Genomic DNA, 15,647 nt, shown 5'->3' on the forward strand with positions numbered 1-15,647 from the left:
GAGGCAGTCGCGAACTCGCACGACGGTCGAACCGGCGTGTGTTCATCAAAAGGGGAGAAGCATGAAGTCTCTGAAGATTCTGGCGGCGGGCGTCGCCCTCGGTCTTACGCTGATGTCGGGCGCCTTCGCGCAGGACAAGGGTGTCGTCGGTATCGCCATGCCGACCAAGTCGTCCACCCGCTGGATCGCAGACGGCGACAACATGGTGAAAGTGCTCCAGGAGCGCGGCTACAAGACCGATCTGCAGTACGCGGAAGACGACATCCCGACCCAGCTCTCGCAGATCGAGAACATGGTCACCAAGGGCGCGAAGGTGCTCGTGATCGCGTCCATCGACGGCACGACGCTGACGGACGTCCTTCAGCAGGCGGCCGACAGCGGCATCAAGGTCATCGCCTATGACCGCCTGATCCGCAATTCGGGCAATGTCGACTACTACGCGACCTTCGACAACTTCCAGGTCGGCGTGCTCCAGGCCAGCTCGATCGTTGACTCGCTCGGTTTGAAGGACGGCAAGGGCCCCTTCAACATCGAACTCTTCGGCGGCTCGCCGGACGACAACAACGCCTTCTTCTTCTACAACGGCGCGATGAGCGTGCTTCAGCCCTATCTGGACTCGGGCAAGCTCGTGATTCCGTCGGGCCAGAAGGGCATGGACACGGTCGGCACGCTGCGTTGGGACCCCTCGGTCGCGCAGGCTCGCATGGATAACCTCCTGTCCGCCTACTACACCGACAAGAATGTCGACGCGGTTCTTTCGCCCTATGACGGCCTGTCGATCGGCATCATCTCCTCGCTTCGCGGCGTCGGTTACGGCTCGGGCAACAAGAAGATGCCGGTCATCACCGGCCAGGACGCCGAGCTGCCTTCGGTGAAGGCGATCATCGCCGGCAACCAGACCTCGACCATCTTCAAGGACACGCGCGAGCTGGCCAAGGTCACGGTCGACATGGTGGACGCGATGGCCGCTGGTAAGGAAGTCCCGGTCAACGACACCAAGACCTATGAGAACGGCGTCAAGACCGTTCCGTCCTACCTCCTGAAGCCGGTCCTCGTCACCAAGGACAACGTGACTCAGGCTCTGATCGACACCGGCTACTACAAGGCCGACGAGATCAAGTAAGATCGCATGCGGGCGGGGCGGGTATCCTTCAAAAGGTTCCGCCCCGCCGTCTCTCATCGGGGCCGCGCCTGAGACGCCGGTTCGGCCCGTTCAATTCGAGGTCGCCGATGGCTCCCATTCTAGAAATGCGCGGCATCACCAAGACGTTTCCGGGCGTGAAGGCCCTCGATAACGTCAATCTCTCGGTTCAGGCCGGCGAGATCCATGCCATCTGCGGCGAGAACGGCGCCGGCAAATCGACCCTGATGAAGGTTCTGTCGGGCGTCTATCCGCACGGCACCTATGAGGGCGATATCCACTTCGAGAACGAAGTGCGGTCCTTCAAGGACATCGCCGATTCCGAAAAGCTCGGCATCATCATCATTCACCAGGAGTTGGCGCTCGTTCCGCTTCTGTCGATTGCCGAGAACATGTTTCTCGGCAACGAGATGGCGAAATGGGGCGTGATCGACTGGGACGCAGCGCACGCGCGCACGCGCGAACTGCTGGCTCAAGTCGGTCTCAAAGAATCCCCCATGACCCTGATCAAGGATCTGGGCATTGGCAAGCAGCAGCTGGTCGAGATCGCCAAGGCGCTCGCCAAGAAGGTGCGACTTCTCATTCTGGACGAGCCCACGGCGAGCTTGAACGAAAGCGACAGCCAGGCACTGCTCGATCTCCTTCTGGAGTTCAAGAAGCAGGGCATGTCCTCGATCATCATCTCGCACAAGCTGAACGAGATCGCGCGCGTCGCCGATTCCATCACCGTCATTCGCGACGGGACGACCGTTTCCACCATCGACTGCCGCGCCGAACCCATTTCGGAAGACCGCATCATCCGAGACATGGTCGGACGCTCGCTGGAGGATCGCTATCCCAAGCGTGTGCCCAAGATCGGCGAGATGCTGTTCGAGGTGAAGGACTGGAACGCCTATCACCATCTGAATTCCAGCCGGCAGGTTCTCAAGAACGTGTCGCTCAACGTGCGCCGGGGCGAGATCGTCGGGATCGCCGGCCTGATGGGCGCGGGTCGCACGGAACTCGCCATGAGCGTGTTCGGACGCTCCTACGGACGCAACGTGTCGGGCGAAGTCCGCATGAGCGGCAAGCCCGTGGACGTGTCCTCCATCAATCGGGCGATCGACGCGGGCATTGCCTATGTCACCGAGGATCGCAAGCATCTCGGCCTGATCCTCAGCGATGACATCAAGCAGAACATCTCGCTGGCCAATCTAGAAGGCGTCAGCTCGGGCGGCATCATCGATCCGCACAAGGAGCAGGAGGTCGCGGAAGACTACCGCCGTCAGCTCAAGATCCGCTCCTCCGGTATTCTGCAGAAGACCCTCAACCTTTCGGGCGGCAACCAGCAGAAGGTCGTGCTGTCGAAATGGCTCTTCTCGAACCCCGATCTCCTGATCCTCGACGAACCGACGCGCGGCATCGATGTCGGCGCCAAGTTCGAGATTTATTCGATCATTAACAAACTGGCCGATGAAGGGAAGGCCGTTCTCATGATCTCGTCGGAAATGCCCGAGCTGCTCGGCATGTGCGACCGGATCTACGTGATGAACGAAGGCCGGATCGTCGCGGAGATGACGGCCGCCGAAGCCTCCCAGGAAAACATCATGCGAGCCATCATTCGCTCCGGAGCACAGACCCATGAGCATTAAGACCGTCGACGAGACAGAACGGGGCGGGGGCAAGGGTGCCGCCTGGGGCGTGCTGAGCGGCCATATCCGCGAATACGGAATGCTGATGGCGCTGGTCGTCATCATGGCCTTCTTCCAGTTCATGACGGGCGGCGTTCTCATGCGCCCGCTGAACCTGACGAACCTGATCCTGCAGAACAGCTATATCGTCATCATGGCGATCGGTATGCTGCTCATCATCATCACCGGGCATATCGACCTGTCGGTCGGTTCGGTGGCGGGATTCATCGGCGGCCTCGGCGCCGTCTTGATGGTCAATCACGGCTTCAGCGGCCTGACGGCGGCTGGCATCGGCCTTCTCGCGGGCGCGCTGATCGGTGCGGCGCAAGGCTATCTCGTCGCCTATTTCAAGGTTCCGTCCTTCATCGTGACGCTGGCGGGCATGTTGGTGTTCCGCGGTTTGACGCTCAAAGTGCTCGGCTCCGCTTCGATCGGTCCGTTCCCGGAGGGGTTCCAGAAGCTCTCCAAGGGCTTCATCCCCGATTTCCTGGGCGGCACGGGTGGCCTCCACATGACGACGCTTCTGATCGGCGCGGTGGCGGCCGCGACGATCGTCATCCTGTCGATGCGCAAGCGCGCCAAGCAGGCGAAAGCCGGCCACGTGGACGAGCCGATGGGACTGTTCGCCGGCCGCAACATCTTCATTGCCGCCGCGATCATGCTCATCACCTATCTGATGGCATCCTATAACGGCTTCCCGAACGTCCTGATCGTCATGGCGCTACTGATCGCGGTCTATGGCTTCATGACGACGCGCACGACCGCCGGCCGCCGCATCTATGCCGTTGGCGGCAACGAGAAGGCAGCCAAGCTCTCGGGCATTCGCACCGAGCGCCTGACCTTCTTCACCTTCGTCAACATGGGCGTTCTGGCGGCGCTGGCTGGTCTCATCTTTGCTGCACGCCTCAACTCCGCCACGCCGAAAGCTGGCGTCGGCTTCGAGCTCGACGTCATCGCGGCCTGCTTCATCGGTGGTGCTTCTGCCTATGGCGGCGTCGGCAAGGTCATGGGCGCGGTGGTCGGCGCCTTCATCATGGGCGTCATGAACAACGGCATGTCGATCCTGGGCATTGGCATCGACGATCAGCAGGTCATCAAGGGCCTCGTCCTCCTCGCCGCCGTCTGCTTCGACGTCTACAACCGCAACAAGGCCTAATCGTCTCAACGAAGACGTGGACATGCGAAAGGCGCCGGGAGCGATCCCGGCGCCTTTTTCTTGTGCTTGCGAAATTGGCTCGGAAAGCGAGACAGCTATCAGAGCCGAATGTACGAGATGACTCTGAATAGGAATTGATGGGTCATGAAATGCCGGAGAGCCACGCTCTCATGCCAGCGGCTATCTCCAGCAATTGTGCAAACACTCGGCGCACAAGTTCGAGATCGAGTTCACGCCGTCTTATGGCGAGGCTGCCCTTCAGTCGGGGACGGTGGTGCTGGATGCGACGGACGAGGCCCTAGAAATCAGGATCCACAGCCTGGAAGACACAGTGCTGGATCAACTGGAAGGCGTCGTCGCCGAACACATTCTTCGCTTTGCCTTTCGCGAAGAGCTGCGCTTCGACTGGCGGCGTGGCAGTCCGGCATAAGGGGGGCGGCCCGCGCGAGGCGGTGCCGCCAGGCCGCGAAGCCGTCAGGCGCGTGGCTCAGCTCGTTGAAGGAGGCCGCGATAGATTTCCTCGTTGTCGCAAAGCCCCGCCAAGCGGCCGAGGTCGTCCACCAAAAGGATAGGGTGGTTGGTCTGGCGCTTCAGGGCGATCGCGGCACGCAGCTTCAGATCGACCGGCGCGACGATGACGTCGCAGGCGTGAGGGACGCGCCCCTCTTCGCCATCGGCATGACCGAGCGTTCCGCCATGCCCTTCGATCCGAACACAGACAGGCCGGTCGGCACTGTCCACTTCGAGTCTCACACCGCCAGCATCGTCCAGGAGCAGCATATCGCCCTCGCGTTTCAAGGAGTGAAGCGGGCGCATCACGGCGGAGCCGCGCAGCACGTTGAGCGGATTCATATGGCGCACGAACTCCGCGACATAAGGCGTCGCGGGCCTCAACAGGATGTCGTCCGGCCGGCCCCATTGAACGATATGGCCGTCCTGCATGATGGCGATGCGGTTGCCGAGTTTGAGTGCCTCGTCCAGATCGTGGCTGACAAAGAGGATCGTCTTGCGGATGGATTTCTGCAGCTCCAGCAATTCGTCCTGAAGCTTGGTGCGAATGAGCGGATCGAGCGCCGAAAAGGGCTCGTCCATCAGGAGAATATCCGCATTCGTTGCGAAGGCTCGCGCCAGGCCGACGCGCTGCTGCATCCCGCCCGAAAGCTCGTGAGCGTATTTGTCGGCCCATTTTGTCAGGCCCACCATGGCGAGTTTCTCGTCCACGATCCGGTTGCGCTCGGCAACGGGCAGGCCCTGCAGCTCCAGACCGAGCCCCGCGTTCTGCCGGACGGTGCGCCAGGGCAGGAGAGCGAATTGCTGGAAGACCATGGACACGGTGTGCGTGCGGATATCGCGCAAGGTCGTCTCGTCACAGGCGGCGACATCGATCGCGCGCTCGCGATGTCGCACCAGAACCTCGCCGCGCGCCACGTCGTTGAGCCGGTTGACCGCGCGCAGGATCGTGGATTTGCCCGAGCCGGACAGACCCATCAGGACGCAGATCTCACCTCGATCGACAGTAAAGCTGACACCAGCCGCCCCCAGGACGGCGTTCGTCGCCTGCAGGATTTCGTCTCGTGTCTTGCCTTGATCGACCAGACGGAGCGCTTCTGCGCGCCGCTCGCCGAAGACGATGTCGAGGTTACGGAATTCGATCGCGGGAAGGGTGGTCTCGGCCATGGGTCAGCGTCCTTTTGCGCGACGCGGTTCGGGCGCCTTGCAGATTCGATCGAGAAGGATGGCGAGGATGACGATGGCGAGCCCGGCCTCGAAGCCCATGCCGATGTTGACGGTGTTGAGGGCGCGCACGACGGGCTTGCCCAGTCCATCAGCACCGACGAGAGCTGCGATCACGACCATCGATAGGCTCAGCATGATGCATTGCGTGACGCCCGCCATGATGGTCGGCAAAGCGTGTGGCAGCTCGACCTTATAAAGGAGTTGGCGCTTGGTGGCGCCGAATGCGCTGCCAGCCTCATGCAGGGCGCTCGGTACGGCGGATATGCCGAGATAGGTGAGTCGGATGGGAGCCGGAAGGGCGAAGATGACCGTCGAGATCAAGCCCGGCACAGCGCCGAGACCGAAAAGCACGAGCGTGGGGATGAGATAGACGAAGGTCGGGATCGTTTGCATCAGATCGAGAAAAGGCCGAAGGGCCGTGTAGACCCAAGGACGATGGGCTGCGACGACGCCGAGCGGAACGCCGATCAGTACGCAAACGAGGGTCGCGCAGAAGACGAGGGAAAGGGTTTGGATCGTCTCCGTCCAATAGCCGAGATTGACGATCAGAAGCAGGGAGAAAACGGCAAAAAGCGCCAGCCCGATCGAGCGGTGAAGCAGCCATGCGCCTGCGGCGACGAGCGCGATGAAGACGAGCGGAGGGATCAAGGACAGGCCTGCGGTCAGGCCGTCGATCAGCGCGCCTAGAACGAGCGAGATCGTGTCGAAAAAGCCCTGTGCGTGGCTTGTCAGGCCATTCACGAGGTCGCGAAGCCAGACCCCGAGGGGTATCTTATGATTGGTCAGCCAATCGAGCATACAGGATGATCCCTTGAGTCTCGGCTCGAAATGAAAGGCCGGCGCCGTATGAGAGGCGAAGAGCGCCAGAGGGCCGGCAGGAGACTGTAGACGGTGCGGCGGTGACCGCTGCGTCAGCGGCCCCGAGGGGTACACGAAAACAAAAGAAGCGCTCGGCCTGAAGGTCAGACCGAGCGACGGTTCTCAGATCATTTCGAAAGAGCGGCGGACACGGCAGCCTCTGCTGGCTTTCCGTCGAATGTCGTCACACCGTCGAGCCAAGGCTTCCAGGTCTCGGGATGGGCTGCGAGCCATTGTTTCGCGGCGGCCTCGGGCGCCTTTCCGTCATTCAGGATCGCGCCCATGATTTCGTTTTCCATCGGCAGCGAGAAGACGATATTCGAAAGCAGTTTGCCCACATTCGGACACTCGGTCGTATATCCCTTGCGAACTAGGGTGTAGATCGTCGCGCCACCATAGTTGGGGCCGAATACATCGTCGCCGCCCGAAAGGTAGGAGATCTTGAAGTTCGAGTTCATCGGATGGGGCTCCCAACCCAGGAAGACCACGGGCTTCTCACCGCGCGTCTGACGCGCGACTTGGGACAGCATGCCTTGTTCGGAGGACTCCACCAGTTCGAACTTGCCGAGGCCGAACTTGTTGTCGGCGATCATCTTCAAGATTAGCCGGTTGCCGTCATTGCCAGGTTCGATGCCATAGATCTTGCCACCGAGCTGGTCGTAGAACTTTCCGATATCGGCGAAGGATTTCAGGCCTTTATTGTAGAGATAGGTCGGCACGGCCAGCGTATATTTGGCGCCTTCCAGATTGACGCGCACCGTTTCGATAGACCCGTCCTTCTTGTAGGGCGCGAGATCGGCCTCCATGGTCGGCATCCAGTTGCCGAGAAAAACGTCGATATCCTTGTTCTTCATGGAGGCGAAGGTGACAGGCAAGGCCAGCACGTCCGTCTTGGGCTTGTAACCCAAGGCCGATAGAAGAGTGGAAACCGAAGCCGTCGTCGAGGTGATGTCTGTCCATCCCACATCGGCGAAGCGAACTGCCTGGCAACTCGCCGGATCTGCGGCGTGTGCCGGGGGTGCCGAAGCGGCCAGTGCCAAAACGAGGCCTGTCAGGGCGAGGTGGCGGGACATCATCATTCGGTATGCTCCTGATCATAGAGAGCCAAAGCTCTCGGGCGCAAAATACACGATGTCAGTCGCTGATCGGTGGAACAATCAACGGGTTTGAAGCCATTCCAAATGCGTTCCGTGGATCTGTCAAGATGGCTATTGAACAATCATTCAATATTATGGAAGGCAGAGCATTATTCGATGAAAGCTTGATCGTTCTGCTTCTGATTTGTGCGTTGCATGATGGATGCGAGCTTCAACTTTTGTAGGAAAACGTGTCGCTCCCGTCCTGCTGAGCTCGAATGCCTTGATTGAATGACCGATCAGTTTCTGCTATCGCCTCTCTACTCCCGGAGGTGAACGATGGCTCGCATGGACAGTGTTTCGCGATTCGGCGCAGAGGATCAGCGTCGTCGGCAACTCATCGAGGCGACGATCGACGCGCTCGCCGATGTCGGATTTGCCGCCTCCAGCCTGTCGGAAATCGCGGGCCGAGCCGGGGTCGCGCCCTCGCTCGTGTCGCACTATTTCGGTGACAAGGAAGGGCTGCTGGAATCCACCCTGCGCCATCTGGCCAACCGTGTTTCCAACAGCGCGCGGCTGCGGCTGGCGCGTGCGGACGGGCCGCGCGAACGCATTCAGGCCGTTATCGACGCCAATCTCGCTCCAGAAGAATTCGATGCGCGCACATGTTCGGTCTGGCTCGCTTTCTGGGGGCAGGTGCTGCACTCAGCACGGCTGAAGCGCGTTCAGCGTGTCTACCAAAAGCGCATGCTGTCCAATCTGCGCCATGACCTCAAATTTCTCTGCAACGCGGATGACGCCAACCGGATCTCGATTGCCATAGCGGCCGTGATCGACGGGCTCTGGCTTCGTTCCACCTTATCGGACGTGGCGGAGACGGATAGTTTCTCAGCCCGCGCCATCGCGACGAGCTTTGCCGATCAGCAGATCGGCGCGGCGCGGCCCCGTGATTCGGGTGAGATGGTGCGTGCGCCCCGGCGCGCCGACGGCGTGCGCGTTCTGACGAGCTATGTCGGCGGCGACTATCTGCCGCTAGCGGCAGACGCCGAAACCTTTCCGACGCTCAATCCGGCGACGGGCGAGGTTCTGGCGGAAATCGCCATCGCCGGTGAAGCCGAGGTCGATCACGCCGTGGCCGTCGCCCGCGAGGCGCAACGGGCCTGGGGCGCGATGACGGGCGCCGAGCGGGGCCGCATTCTTCAGCGCGTGGCGATGCGCCTGCGCGAGCGCAACGGCGAACTTGCCATGCTGGAGACGCGCGACACCGGCAAGCCGATTCAAGAAACGCAGGCGGTCGATGTTCTTTCGGGCGCCGACTGTATCGAATATTTCGCGGGGCTCGCCGCGAGCCTGGCGGGCGAGCATGTCGATCTCGGCCCCTCGGCGTTCGGCTATACGAGGCGCGAGCCGCTGGGCGTCGTGGCCGGAATCGGGGCGTGGAATTATCCGATCCAGATCGCTTGCTGGAAGGCCGCCCCCGCGCTCGCGGCCGGAAACAGCTTCATTTTCAAACCGGCCGAACTGACGCCACTGACGGCGCTTAAGCTTGCGGAAGTGATGACCGAGTGCGGCGTTCCCGCCGGGGTGTTCAACGTGGTGCAGGGGGACGGGCGCACTGGCCGTCTTCTCTCCCGCCATTCCGGTATCGCCAAGATTTCGCTGACCGGCGAAGTCGGTACCGGCAAGAAGGTGATGGCGGACGCGAGTTCCACCCTCAAGCAGGTGACGCTGGAACTCGGCGGCAAGTCGCCGCTCATCGTATTCCCCGACGCCGATTTGGACGATGCGGTCGGCGGCGCGCTTCTCGCCAACTTCTATTCCGCTGGCGAGGTCTGCTCCAATGGCACCCGCGTCTTCGTGCACGAGGACGTGCGTGAGGCGTTCCTCGCGAGGCTCGCCGAGCGCACGCGCGCTATGGTGGTGGGTGATCCCTGCGACCCCGCGACCCATGTCGGCGCGCTGATCTCGCAAGCGCATATGAGCAAAGTCCTGTCCTATATCGAGGAGGGGCAGCGCGAGGGTGCGCGGCTCCTCGTCGGCGGTAACCGAGAGACGACGGGGGCGCTGGCCAAGGGCTGTTTCGTGCAGCCGACCATTTTCGACGCCTGCACCGACGATATGCGCATCGTACGCGAGGAAATCTTTGGTCCGGTCATGACCGTCCTGTCCTTTCGAGAAGAGGATGAGGTCATCTCCCGCGCCAACGACACTCCGTTCGGTCTGGCGGCAGGCGTCTTCACGCGCGATCTGGGACGCGCGCACCGCGTCGTGGCGAAGCTTCAAGCCGGCACGACCTGGATCAACACCTATAACATCACGCCGATCGAACTGCCCTTCGGCGGTGTCAAGCAGTCGGGTCTCGGGCGCGAGAACGGGCGAGCAGCGCTTCTCGCGCATACGGAAGTGAAGAGCGTCTACGTCAATCTCGGTTCTGTCGACGCACCCTATTGATCGGAGGACAAGCCATGTCTGTCGAAAGCTTCGATTATGTGATCGTGGGCGCCGGCTCGGCGGGCTGCGTTCTGGCCAACCGGCTGAGCGAGGACGGGAAGAGCACCGTTCTCCTGCTGGAGTTCGGCGGCTCGGATCGCTCGGTTCTGATCCAGATGCCGAGCGCGCTGTCGATCCCCATGAACATGAAGAAATACAATTGGGGTTACGAGTCCGAGCCCGAGCCCTATCTCGGCGGACGGCGTATAAATTGCCCGCGTGGCAAGGTGCTGGGCGGCTCCTCCTCGATCAATGGCATGGTCTATGTGCGCGGTGCGCCGGCCGATTTCGATCGGTGGGAACGCGAAGGTGCGTCGGGCTGGAGCTACCCTAACGTTCTGCCCTATTTCCGCAAGGCCGAGCACCGGCGCGCTGGGGGCGATCCCTATCGCGGCGATGAGGGCGCGCTTCACACGACCTATGGCACGCTGGAAAATCCGCTCTATCAGGCCTTTGTCGCCGCCGCCGGAGAGGCCGGCCATGCACTGAATCAGGACATCAACGGCGCAACGCAGGAAGGTTTCGGCCGGATGGACATGACCGTCCACGAGGGCCGGCGCTGGTCCACCGCCAACGCCTATCTGAAGCCCGCGCTGGGCCGGCCGAACCTGAAGGTCGAAACCCATGCGCTGGTCGAGCGCGTCCTTTTCGATGGGCGCGTCGCTTCGGGCGTTGCGTACCGCGTGGGAGCCTCGGAACGGCGTGCGATGGCGCGACGCGAGGTGATTCTCTCGGCTGGCTCGATCAATTCGCCCAAGCTCCTGAAACTCTCCGGCGTTGGACCAGCCGGCGAACTGCGCGATCTCGGGATCGATGTCGTGGCCGATCGGCCGGGCGTCGGCGAGAATCTTCAGGACCATCTGGAATTCTACTTCCAGGTGGCTTGCCGCGAACCGATCACCCTGTTCTCGGCCATGTCGCCCTTCGCCAAGGGGACGATCGGGGCGCGCTGGCTGTTCACCAAGAAAGGGCTCGGCGCCACCAATCATTTCGAGAGCTGCGGCTTCATCCGATCCTCGCCCAATGTCGAGCACGCCGATATCCAGTACCACTTCCTGCCGCTGGCCGTGACCTATGACGGGAGGGGGCTGGCATCCGAGCACGGCTTCCAGGCCCATGTCGGGCCGATGCGCTCCAAGTCTCGCGGCCATGTCCGACTGGCCTCACGCGATCCGGCCGAGGCGCCGCGCATCCTCTTCAACTATATGAGCCATCCCGACGACTGGGCGGAAATGCGCGCCTGCGTGCGACTGACTCGTCAGATTTTCGCGCAGCCAGCCTTCGATCGCTATCGCGGTCGCGAGATTCAGCCAGGCGAGGGCGTGCAGAGCGATGCGGAGATCGACGCCTTCATCACCCAGCATGTCGAAAGCGCCTATCACCCCTCCTGCACCTGCGCGATGGGAGCGCCGGACGCGACGATGAGTGTGGTCGATCCGCAGACGCGCGTCATCGGTGTCGACCGACTGCGCGTGGTGGATTCGTCGATCATGCCATCCATCACCACGGGCAATCTCAACGCGCCGACCATCATGATCGGGGAAAAGGCGGCCGACATCATCCGCGATCGCGCGCCTCTGCCCCGTGCGGATGTGCCCTATGAGCGCGTGGCCTTCCTGCCCGCGCCCGCGCAAGGCGTCATGTAGCGCGGCTGTCTCCGACGGCGGGAAGGGCGCCAATAGCGCGCAAATGCCGGAGAATGGCGCGGGCCGCCATCTCCGGCTCGGGATCGACCAGCAATTCGCCCCCGGTGCTGGCCGCCATTTCGGTCGCCGCCTTCAAGCGATCGGCGGCGCTGCCGCCCGTGGCCGATGCCTTTACCTTTGCCCGCTGACGCATGGGGCGTTCCAATGGTCCGGGCGACGTATCCAGCTCAGCTTCGATGCTCAGAGTTTCGATCAGGCCTCGGCGTTCCTGCGCATAGGCGTAGGCGCGCGGTGGCGGGGCGGCTGGATGAAGCGTGAGGACGAGCGGACCTGTTTCCTCACAGATCAATCGCTCACCCTTCGGCAGGGCGGAGGCGACCTTGAACCCATCCGAAATCCGCTCCACCGACACGGCATCGGCAAGGATCGGCCACCCCAAGGCGTCCGCAAAGCGATAGGGCACGAGACCTGTTTCATCCGCGCCGACGGATCGTGGACCCGTCAGGACGAGATCGGGCTGAAAGCGCTGGAGGTCGGCCACGAGGGGCGGTACGGGGTCGGCGGTCGGCTGGGTTCGCAGATGAATGAGACGGGGCAAGCCGTGCCCCAAGGCGCTCGCCGCCGCGACGCAATCCGGCCCGGCATGGAAACCCACGATATCGCCGCCGAGATCGAGCGCCATGGCCACGGCCTGAGCCTCGATGCGGGACAATGCCGGCCGCTGAGACACGGGATGAAGGCTGGCCGAAAGGAGGATCGCGATTTTCATGGCTGCTTCTCCTGAGCCAGGCGCAACAGCGCCTCCATCACGGGCTGCGCATCGGCGACGATGGCAAGTTCCGCCCGCTCCACCATGGCGGCGTGAAGGTCGGTGTTGACCGCGATCACATGCCGGCACCCGGCAATGCCTTGAAGGTGTTGGGGCGCGCCGGCGATCCCCAGCGCGAGGTAGCAATCGGCCGCCAGCACCGTTCCCGAAGCGCCGACCTGCGCCGCGCGGGGCATGTCGCCGCTATCGCAAACGACGCGGCTAGCGCCCGGCGTGCCGCCCAGCGCTGCCGCTACATTGCGAAACAGTTCGAAGTCCCGAATGCCATTGCCGGCGGAAACCACGAAATCGGAATCTGCCAGAGGCAGCGAGCCGCGCGCCGGCCGAACGCGTTCGACGGCGCGCTTCGCTTGAGGAAGATCGAGTGAAACAATGCGCCCCTCGCGCGGCGCGTCCGAGCGCAGCGGCACCATGTCGGGCGCGAGCGTGAGAATTTCGGGGCATTCCGCCTGTTCCTGATCGACCTTGCGCCCGCGCACCGCGCGCACGAGACCCCGCGCGCCGATCTGCTCGACGCCGGAGAACAGCGCCCATCCAAAACGCGCGGCCAGACGCCGGCCCAGATCGCCGCCGGCCGGCGTCTCTGGCAGCATCATATGTGCTAGCGGGATAGCGGTTCGCAGCGCCAGCGCGGTCTCGAAACGATCGGCCGGATGCGCCGAGTCCGGGAGGAGGACAACGCGGTCGGCCCCGGCCGAACCCCCATCCTCCACCTCGCGGTCTATGGCGAGTACGACGCCGCCAGCGGCTCCCGCCGCGATGCGTGCCGCCGCCAGCAATTGGCGATCCATCGGCGTCAGCGGACCTTTTCCGGGATCTGCGATGACGAGCACGCGCAGGGCCGCATCCTCGACCCGAACCACAGCAGGCTTGCTTTCAGGGATGGGCGCGGCTTGAGCAGCGCTCGCCAAGAGGGAGACATGCTGAGTGCGGTCGATACGCAGGCGCGGAGCAAGGCGCACGGTCTGGGACGCCGCCTCTTGTCTCGGATCGCGTCGGGGCCGGCCGCTGCGTTGCGTGAGATCGTAGCGAGGCCGTGCGCCGGAGGACGGCAGGAGGTGAGCGGAGCGCTCGAGGCGCGGGTCGCGGCGAAGACGCATCAGGCGAACTCCTTGGCACGGGCCGCCGCATTCGGCGTCCCCGCGTCCGTATCGAGCGCCCGCAGAACGAGTTCGGCAATGTCGAAGACATCCGGCCGCGCGCCGACCACGCCTTCCAGCATGGCGGTGCATTGCGGGCAGGCCACGGCCACGAGTTCTGCACCGGTTTCCTGCGCCTGGGCCATGCGGAGATCGGGGATGCGGCGCTCGCCGGCAATGTCCGTCACCGGCGCGCCGCCACCGCCGCCGCAGCACATGGAGCGCTTGCCAGAGCGCGCCATCTCGCGGCGCTCCAGACCCAGCCTGTCGAGAAGCCGGCGCGGCGCGTCCACCTCGCCATTGTAGCGGCCGAGATAGCAGGGGTCGTGGTAGGTGACGGGTTCGGGGCCGAGCGCGCGCAAGGGCAAGCGTCCGGTCTCGGCCAGTTCGTCCAGAAAACCCGTGTGGTGAACCACGTCGTAGCGGCCGCCTAACGCGGGATATTCGTTGCGCAGGACATGCAGCGAATGCGGGTCGGCGGTCAAAATTCTGTTGAACCGGTATTGCGACAGGGTCTGGACGTTCGATCGCGCCAACCGTTGAAAGCTGGCTTCGTCGCCCAGCCGGCGCGCGAGATCGCCGCAGTCGCGCTCTTCCGCTCCAAGAATGGCGAAATCGACCTCGGCCGCACGCAGAAGTTCAACCAGAGCCCGAAGTGTGCGGCCCGTGCGTAGATCGAAGGCATTGGTCCCGAGCCAGAGAAGCACGTCCGCTTCGCCCTTGTCCCGCATCAGCGGAACGGGCAGACCGGCGGCGAAATCGCCGCGCTCGCTCAAGGGCGCGCCGCCCGGCTCATCCGCGCCGCGCAGTTCGGTCAAAACCGCTTCGGCCTTGGCTGGAACCGCGCCGCGCTCCAGCGTCTCGAAGCGGCGCAGATCGACGATGGCGTCCACGTGCTCGATCATCATCGGGCATTCCTCCACGCAGGCGCGGCAGGTCGTGCAGCTCCAGAGCGTATCGGGATGGATCATCGCGCCTTCGCCGATGATGGATCGATGCAGGCCGCTGACGCCCGCCACCGGGCGGGCCTGCGGATAGTCGCTGCCGGCATAGGCGGGATTGCCGCCCGGCGTGCTGGCTGCGGCCAAATCCTGGATCAGGCGCTTGGGGGTCAGCGGTTGGCCGGCGGCGAAGGCCGGGCAGGCCGCCTCGCACCGGCCGCATTGGATGCAGGCGTCGAAGGCCAGCAGGCGGTTCCAGGCGAAATCAGCGGGCTCTTCCGTACCGAGCTTCGAAGCGTCCAGGTTCAGCGGACGAAGCGCCGTCTCGCGTTGGCCTTCGAAGCGACCCGGCCGAGGGTGGGCGGCGAGATGCAGCGCGCCGGTCAGCGCATGGCGCATGGGCCCTTTTCCCGTCTGCCAGGCAAGGCCCAGGCCGCCGCCAAGCGCCAGCGCCGAACCCAAAATCGAAACGGCAGCGGGCCCGTTCAACGCGAGGCTGAGAGACAGGATCGCCCCGCCGAGCGCATAGGCCAAAAGCAGAAACGGCAAAATCTGGAACGCCCCACCTGACAGCCGCTTGGGCTTTACAGGATAACGCCGGGCACCGACGGCGAGCGTGCCCGCGAGCATTGACAGAAACAGGAGTGTCACGACGCCCCAGAAGAGGCGGGATGCGCCGAGCGGTGGAAGGAGACCAAGCAGCGCAAGGACGGATGCGCCGATCAGGCCGCCGGCCACCGCCGCGTGCATCCGTGCCGCATAGGGGTCGCGTGCCACGACATGATGAACGTCAACGAGATAGCGCCGTGGCACGGCGGCGAGCCCTTTGGCCCAATCGACCGGAGCGGGCGCGCCCGTGCGCCAGATGGCGATGCGCGGGGCCATGCGGACGGCCGCAAGGGCGATCATCGCAAGAACCAGAAGCGGCAGAACCCAGCTCATCCTACGCTCCCTGTCTCGAAGC

At 63.5% G+C, this 15,647-nt stretch carries 11 protein-coding genes and 1 pseudogene; 6 read left to right on the plus strand and 6 right to left on the minus strand.

Annotated features, from left to right (window positions below):
* Nucleotides 1-61 precede the first annotated feature (61 nt).
* The 4 genes and pseudogenes from chvE to AUL28_RS08050 all read left to right on the plus strand — a co-directional run.
* A complete protein-coding gene (gene chvE / locus AUL28_RS08035; RefSeq protein WP_058600466.1) occupies nt 62-1,123 on the plus strand; it encodes a multiple monosaccharide ABC transporter substrate-binding protein in 1,062 nt (353 codons plus the stop codon).
* A gap of 107 nt (nt 1,124-1,230) precedes the next feature.
* Nucleotides 1,231-2,772: a multiple monosaccharide ABC transporter ATP-binding protein gene (mmsA, locus tag AUL28_RS08040; protein ID WP_062231511.1), complete on the plus strand. Its 1,542-nt coding sequence runs from the start codon at nt 1,231-1,233 to the stop codon at nt 2,770-2,772.
* Nucleotides 2,762-3,967: a multiple monosaccharide ABC transporter permease gene (mmsB, locus tag AUL28_RS08045; protein ID WP_058600468.1), complete on the plus strand. Its 1,206-nt coding sequence runs from the start codon at nt 2,762-2,764 to the stop codon at nt 3,965-3,967. Before mmsA ends, mmsB begins: the two co-directional genes overlap by 11 nt.
* A 178-nt stretch (nt 3,968-4,145) precedes the next feature.
* Nucleotides 4,146-4,397: pseudogene (locus AUL28_RS08050) on the plus strand (DUF2218 domain-containing protein); the annotation flags it as partial.
* Nucleotides 4,398-4,441: 44 nt separating this feature from the next.
* On the opposite strand, the gene choV reads toward AUL28_RS08050, so the two are convergent.
* The 3 genes from choV to AUL28_RS08065 form a co-directional block, all read right to left on the minus strand.
* The gene (gene choV / locus AUL28_RS08055; RefSeq protein ID WP_058600470.1) at nt 4,442-5,644 is read right to left on the minus strand and encodes a choline ABC transporter ATP-binding protein; all 1,203 of its coding nucleotides are present in this window, start codon (nt 5,642-5,644) and stop codon (nt 4,442-4,444) included.
* 3 nt (nt 5,645-5,647) lie between these two features.
* Entirely contained in the window at nt 5,648-6,502 is an 855-nt protein-coding gene (choW, locus tag AUL28_RS08060) for a choline ABC transporter permease subunit (RefSeq protein WP_062222104.1), read from the minus strand.
* A 188-nt stretch (nt 6,503-6,690) separates the two neighbouring features.
* On the minus strand, nt 6,691-7,638 hold the full coding sequence (locus tag AUL28_RS08065) for a choline ABC transporter substrate-binding protein (protein ID WP_374701411.1): 948 nt from the start codon (nt 7,636-7,638) through the stop codon (nt 6,691-6,693).
* A gap of 348 nt (nt 7,639-7,986) precedes the next feature.
* Here AUL28_RS08065 and betB point away from each other — a divergent pair, with 348 nt between their 5' ends.
* Together betB and betA are read left to right on the plus strand one after the other, a co-directional pair.
* Nucleotides 7,987-10,089, plus strand: a complete 2,103-nt coding sequence (betB, locus tag AUL28_RS08070) for a betaine-aldehyde dehydrogenase (protein ID WP_244493452.1) — start codon at nt 7,987-7,989, stop codon at nt 10,087-10,089.
* Between the two features lie 14 nt (nt 10,090-10,103).
* Nucleotides 10,104-11,774 (plus strand): choline dehydrogenase, encoded by a 1,671-nt coding sequence (betA, locus tag AUL28_RS08075; RefSeq protein ID WP_062231519.1) that lies wholly within the window; start codon nt 10,104-10,106, stop codon nt 11,772-11,774.
* Here betA and AUL28_RS08080 read toward each other — a convergent pair.
* The 3 genes from AUL28_RS08080 to AUL28_RS08090 are packed head-to-tail and all read right to left on the minus strand — an operon-like array spanning nt 11,767 to nt 15,625.
* Nucleotides 11,767-12,543, minus strand: a complete 777-nt coding sequence (locus AUL28_RS08080) for a hypothetical protein (RefSeq protein ID WP_062231521.1) — start codon at nt 12,541-12,543, stop codon at nt 11,767-11,769. The genes betA and AUL28_RS08080 overlap by 8 nt on opposite strands.
* A complete protein-coding gene (locus AUL28_RS08085) occupies nt 12,540-13,703 on the minus strand; it encodes an electron transfer flavoprotein subunit alpha/FixB family protein (protein WP_306302754.1) in 1,164 nt (387 codons plus the stop codon). The genes AUL28_RS08080 and AUL28_RS08085 overlap by 4 nt, the downstream gene beginning before the upstream one ends.
* A complete protein-coding gene (locus AUL28_RS08090) occupies nt 13,703-15,625 on the minus strand; it encodes a (Fe-S)-binding protein (protein WP_062231524.1) in 1,923 nt (640 codons plus the stop codon). The genes AUL28_RS08085 and AUL28_RS08090 overlap by 1 nt, the downstream gene beginning before the upstream one ends.
* Between the last annotated feature and the right edge of the window lie 22 nt (nt 15,626-15,647).

The organism is Aureimonas sp. N4, from assembly GCF_001463925.1.
In the GTDB taxonomy this organism is placed as follows: domain Bacteria; phylum Pseudomonadota; class Alphaproteobacteria; order Rhizobiales; family Rhizobiaceae; genus Aureimonas; species Aureimonas ureilytica_A.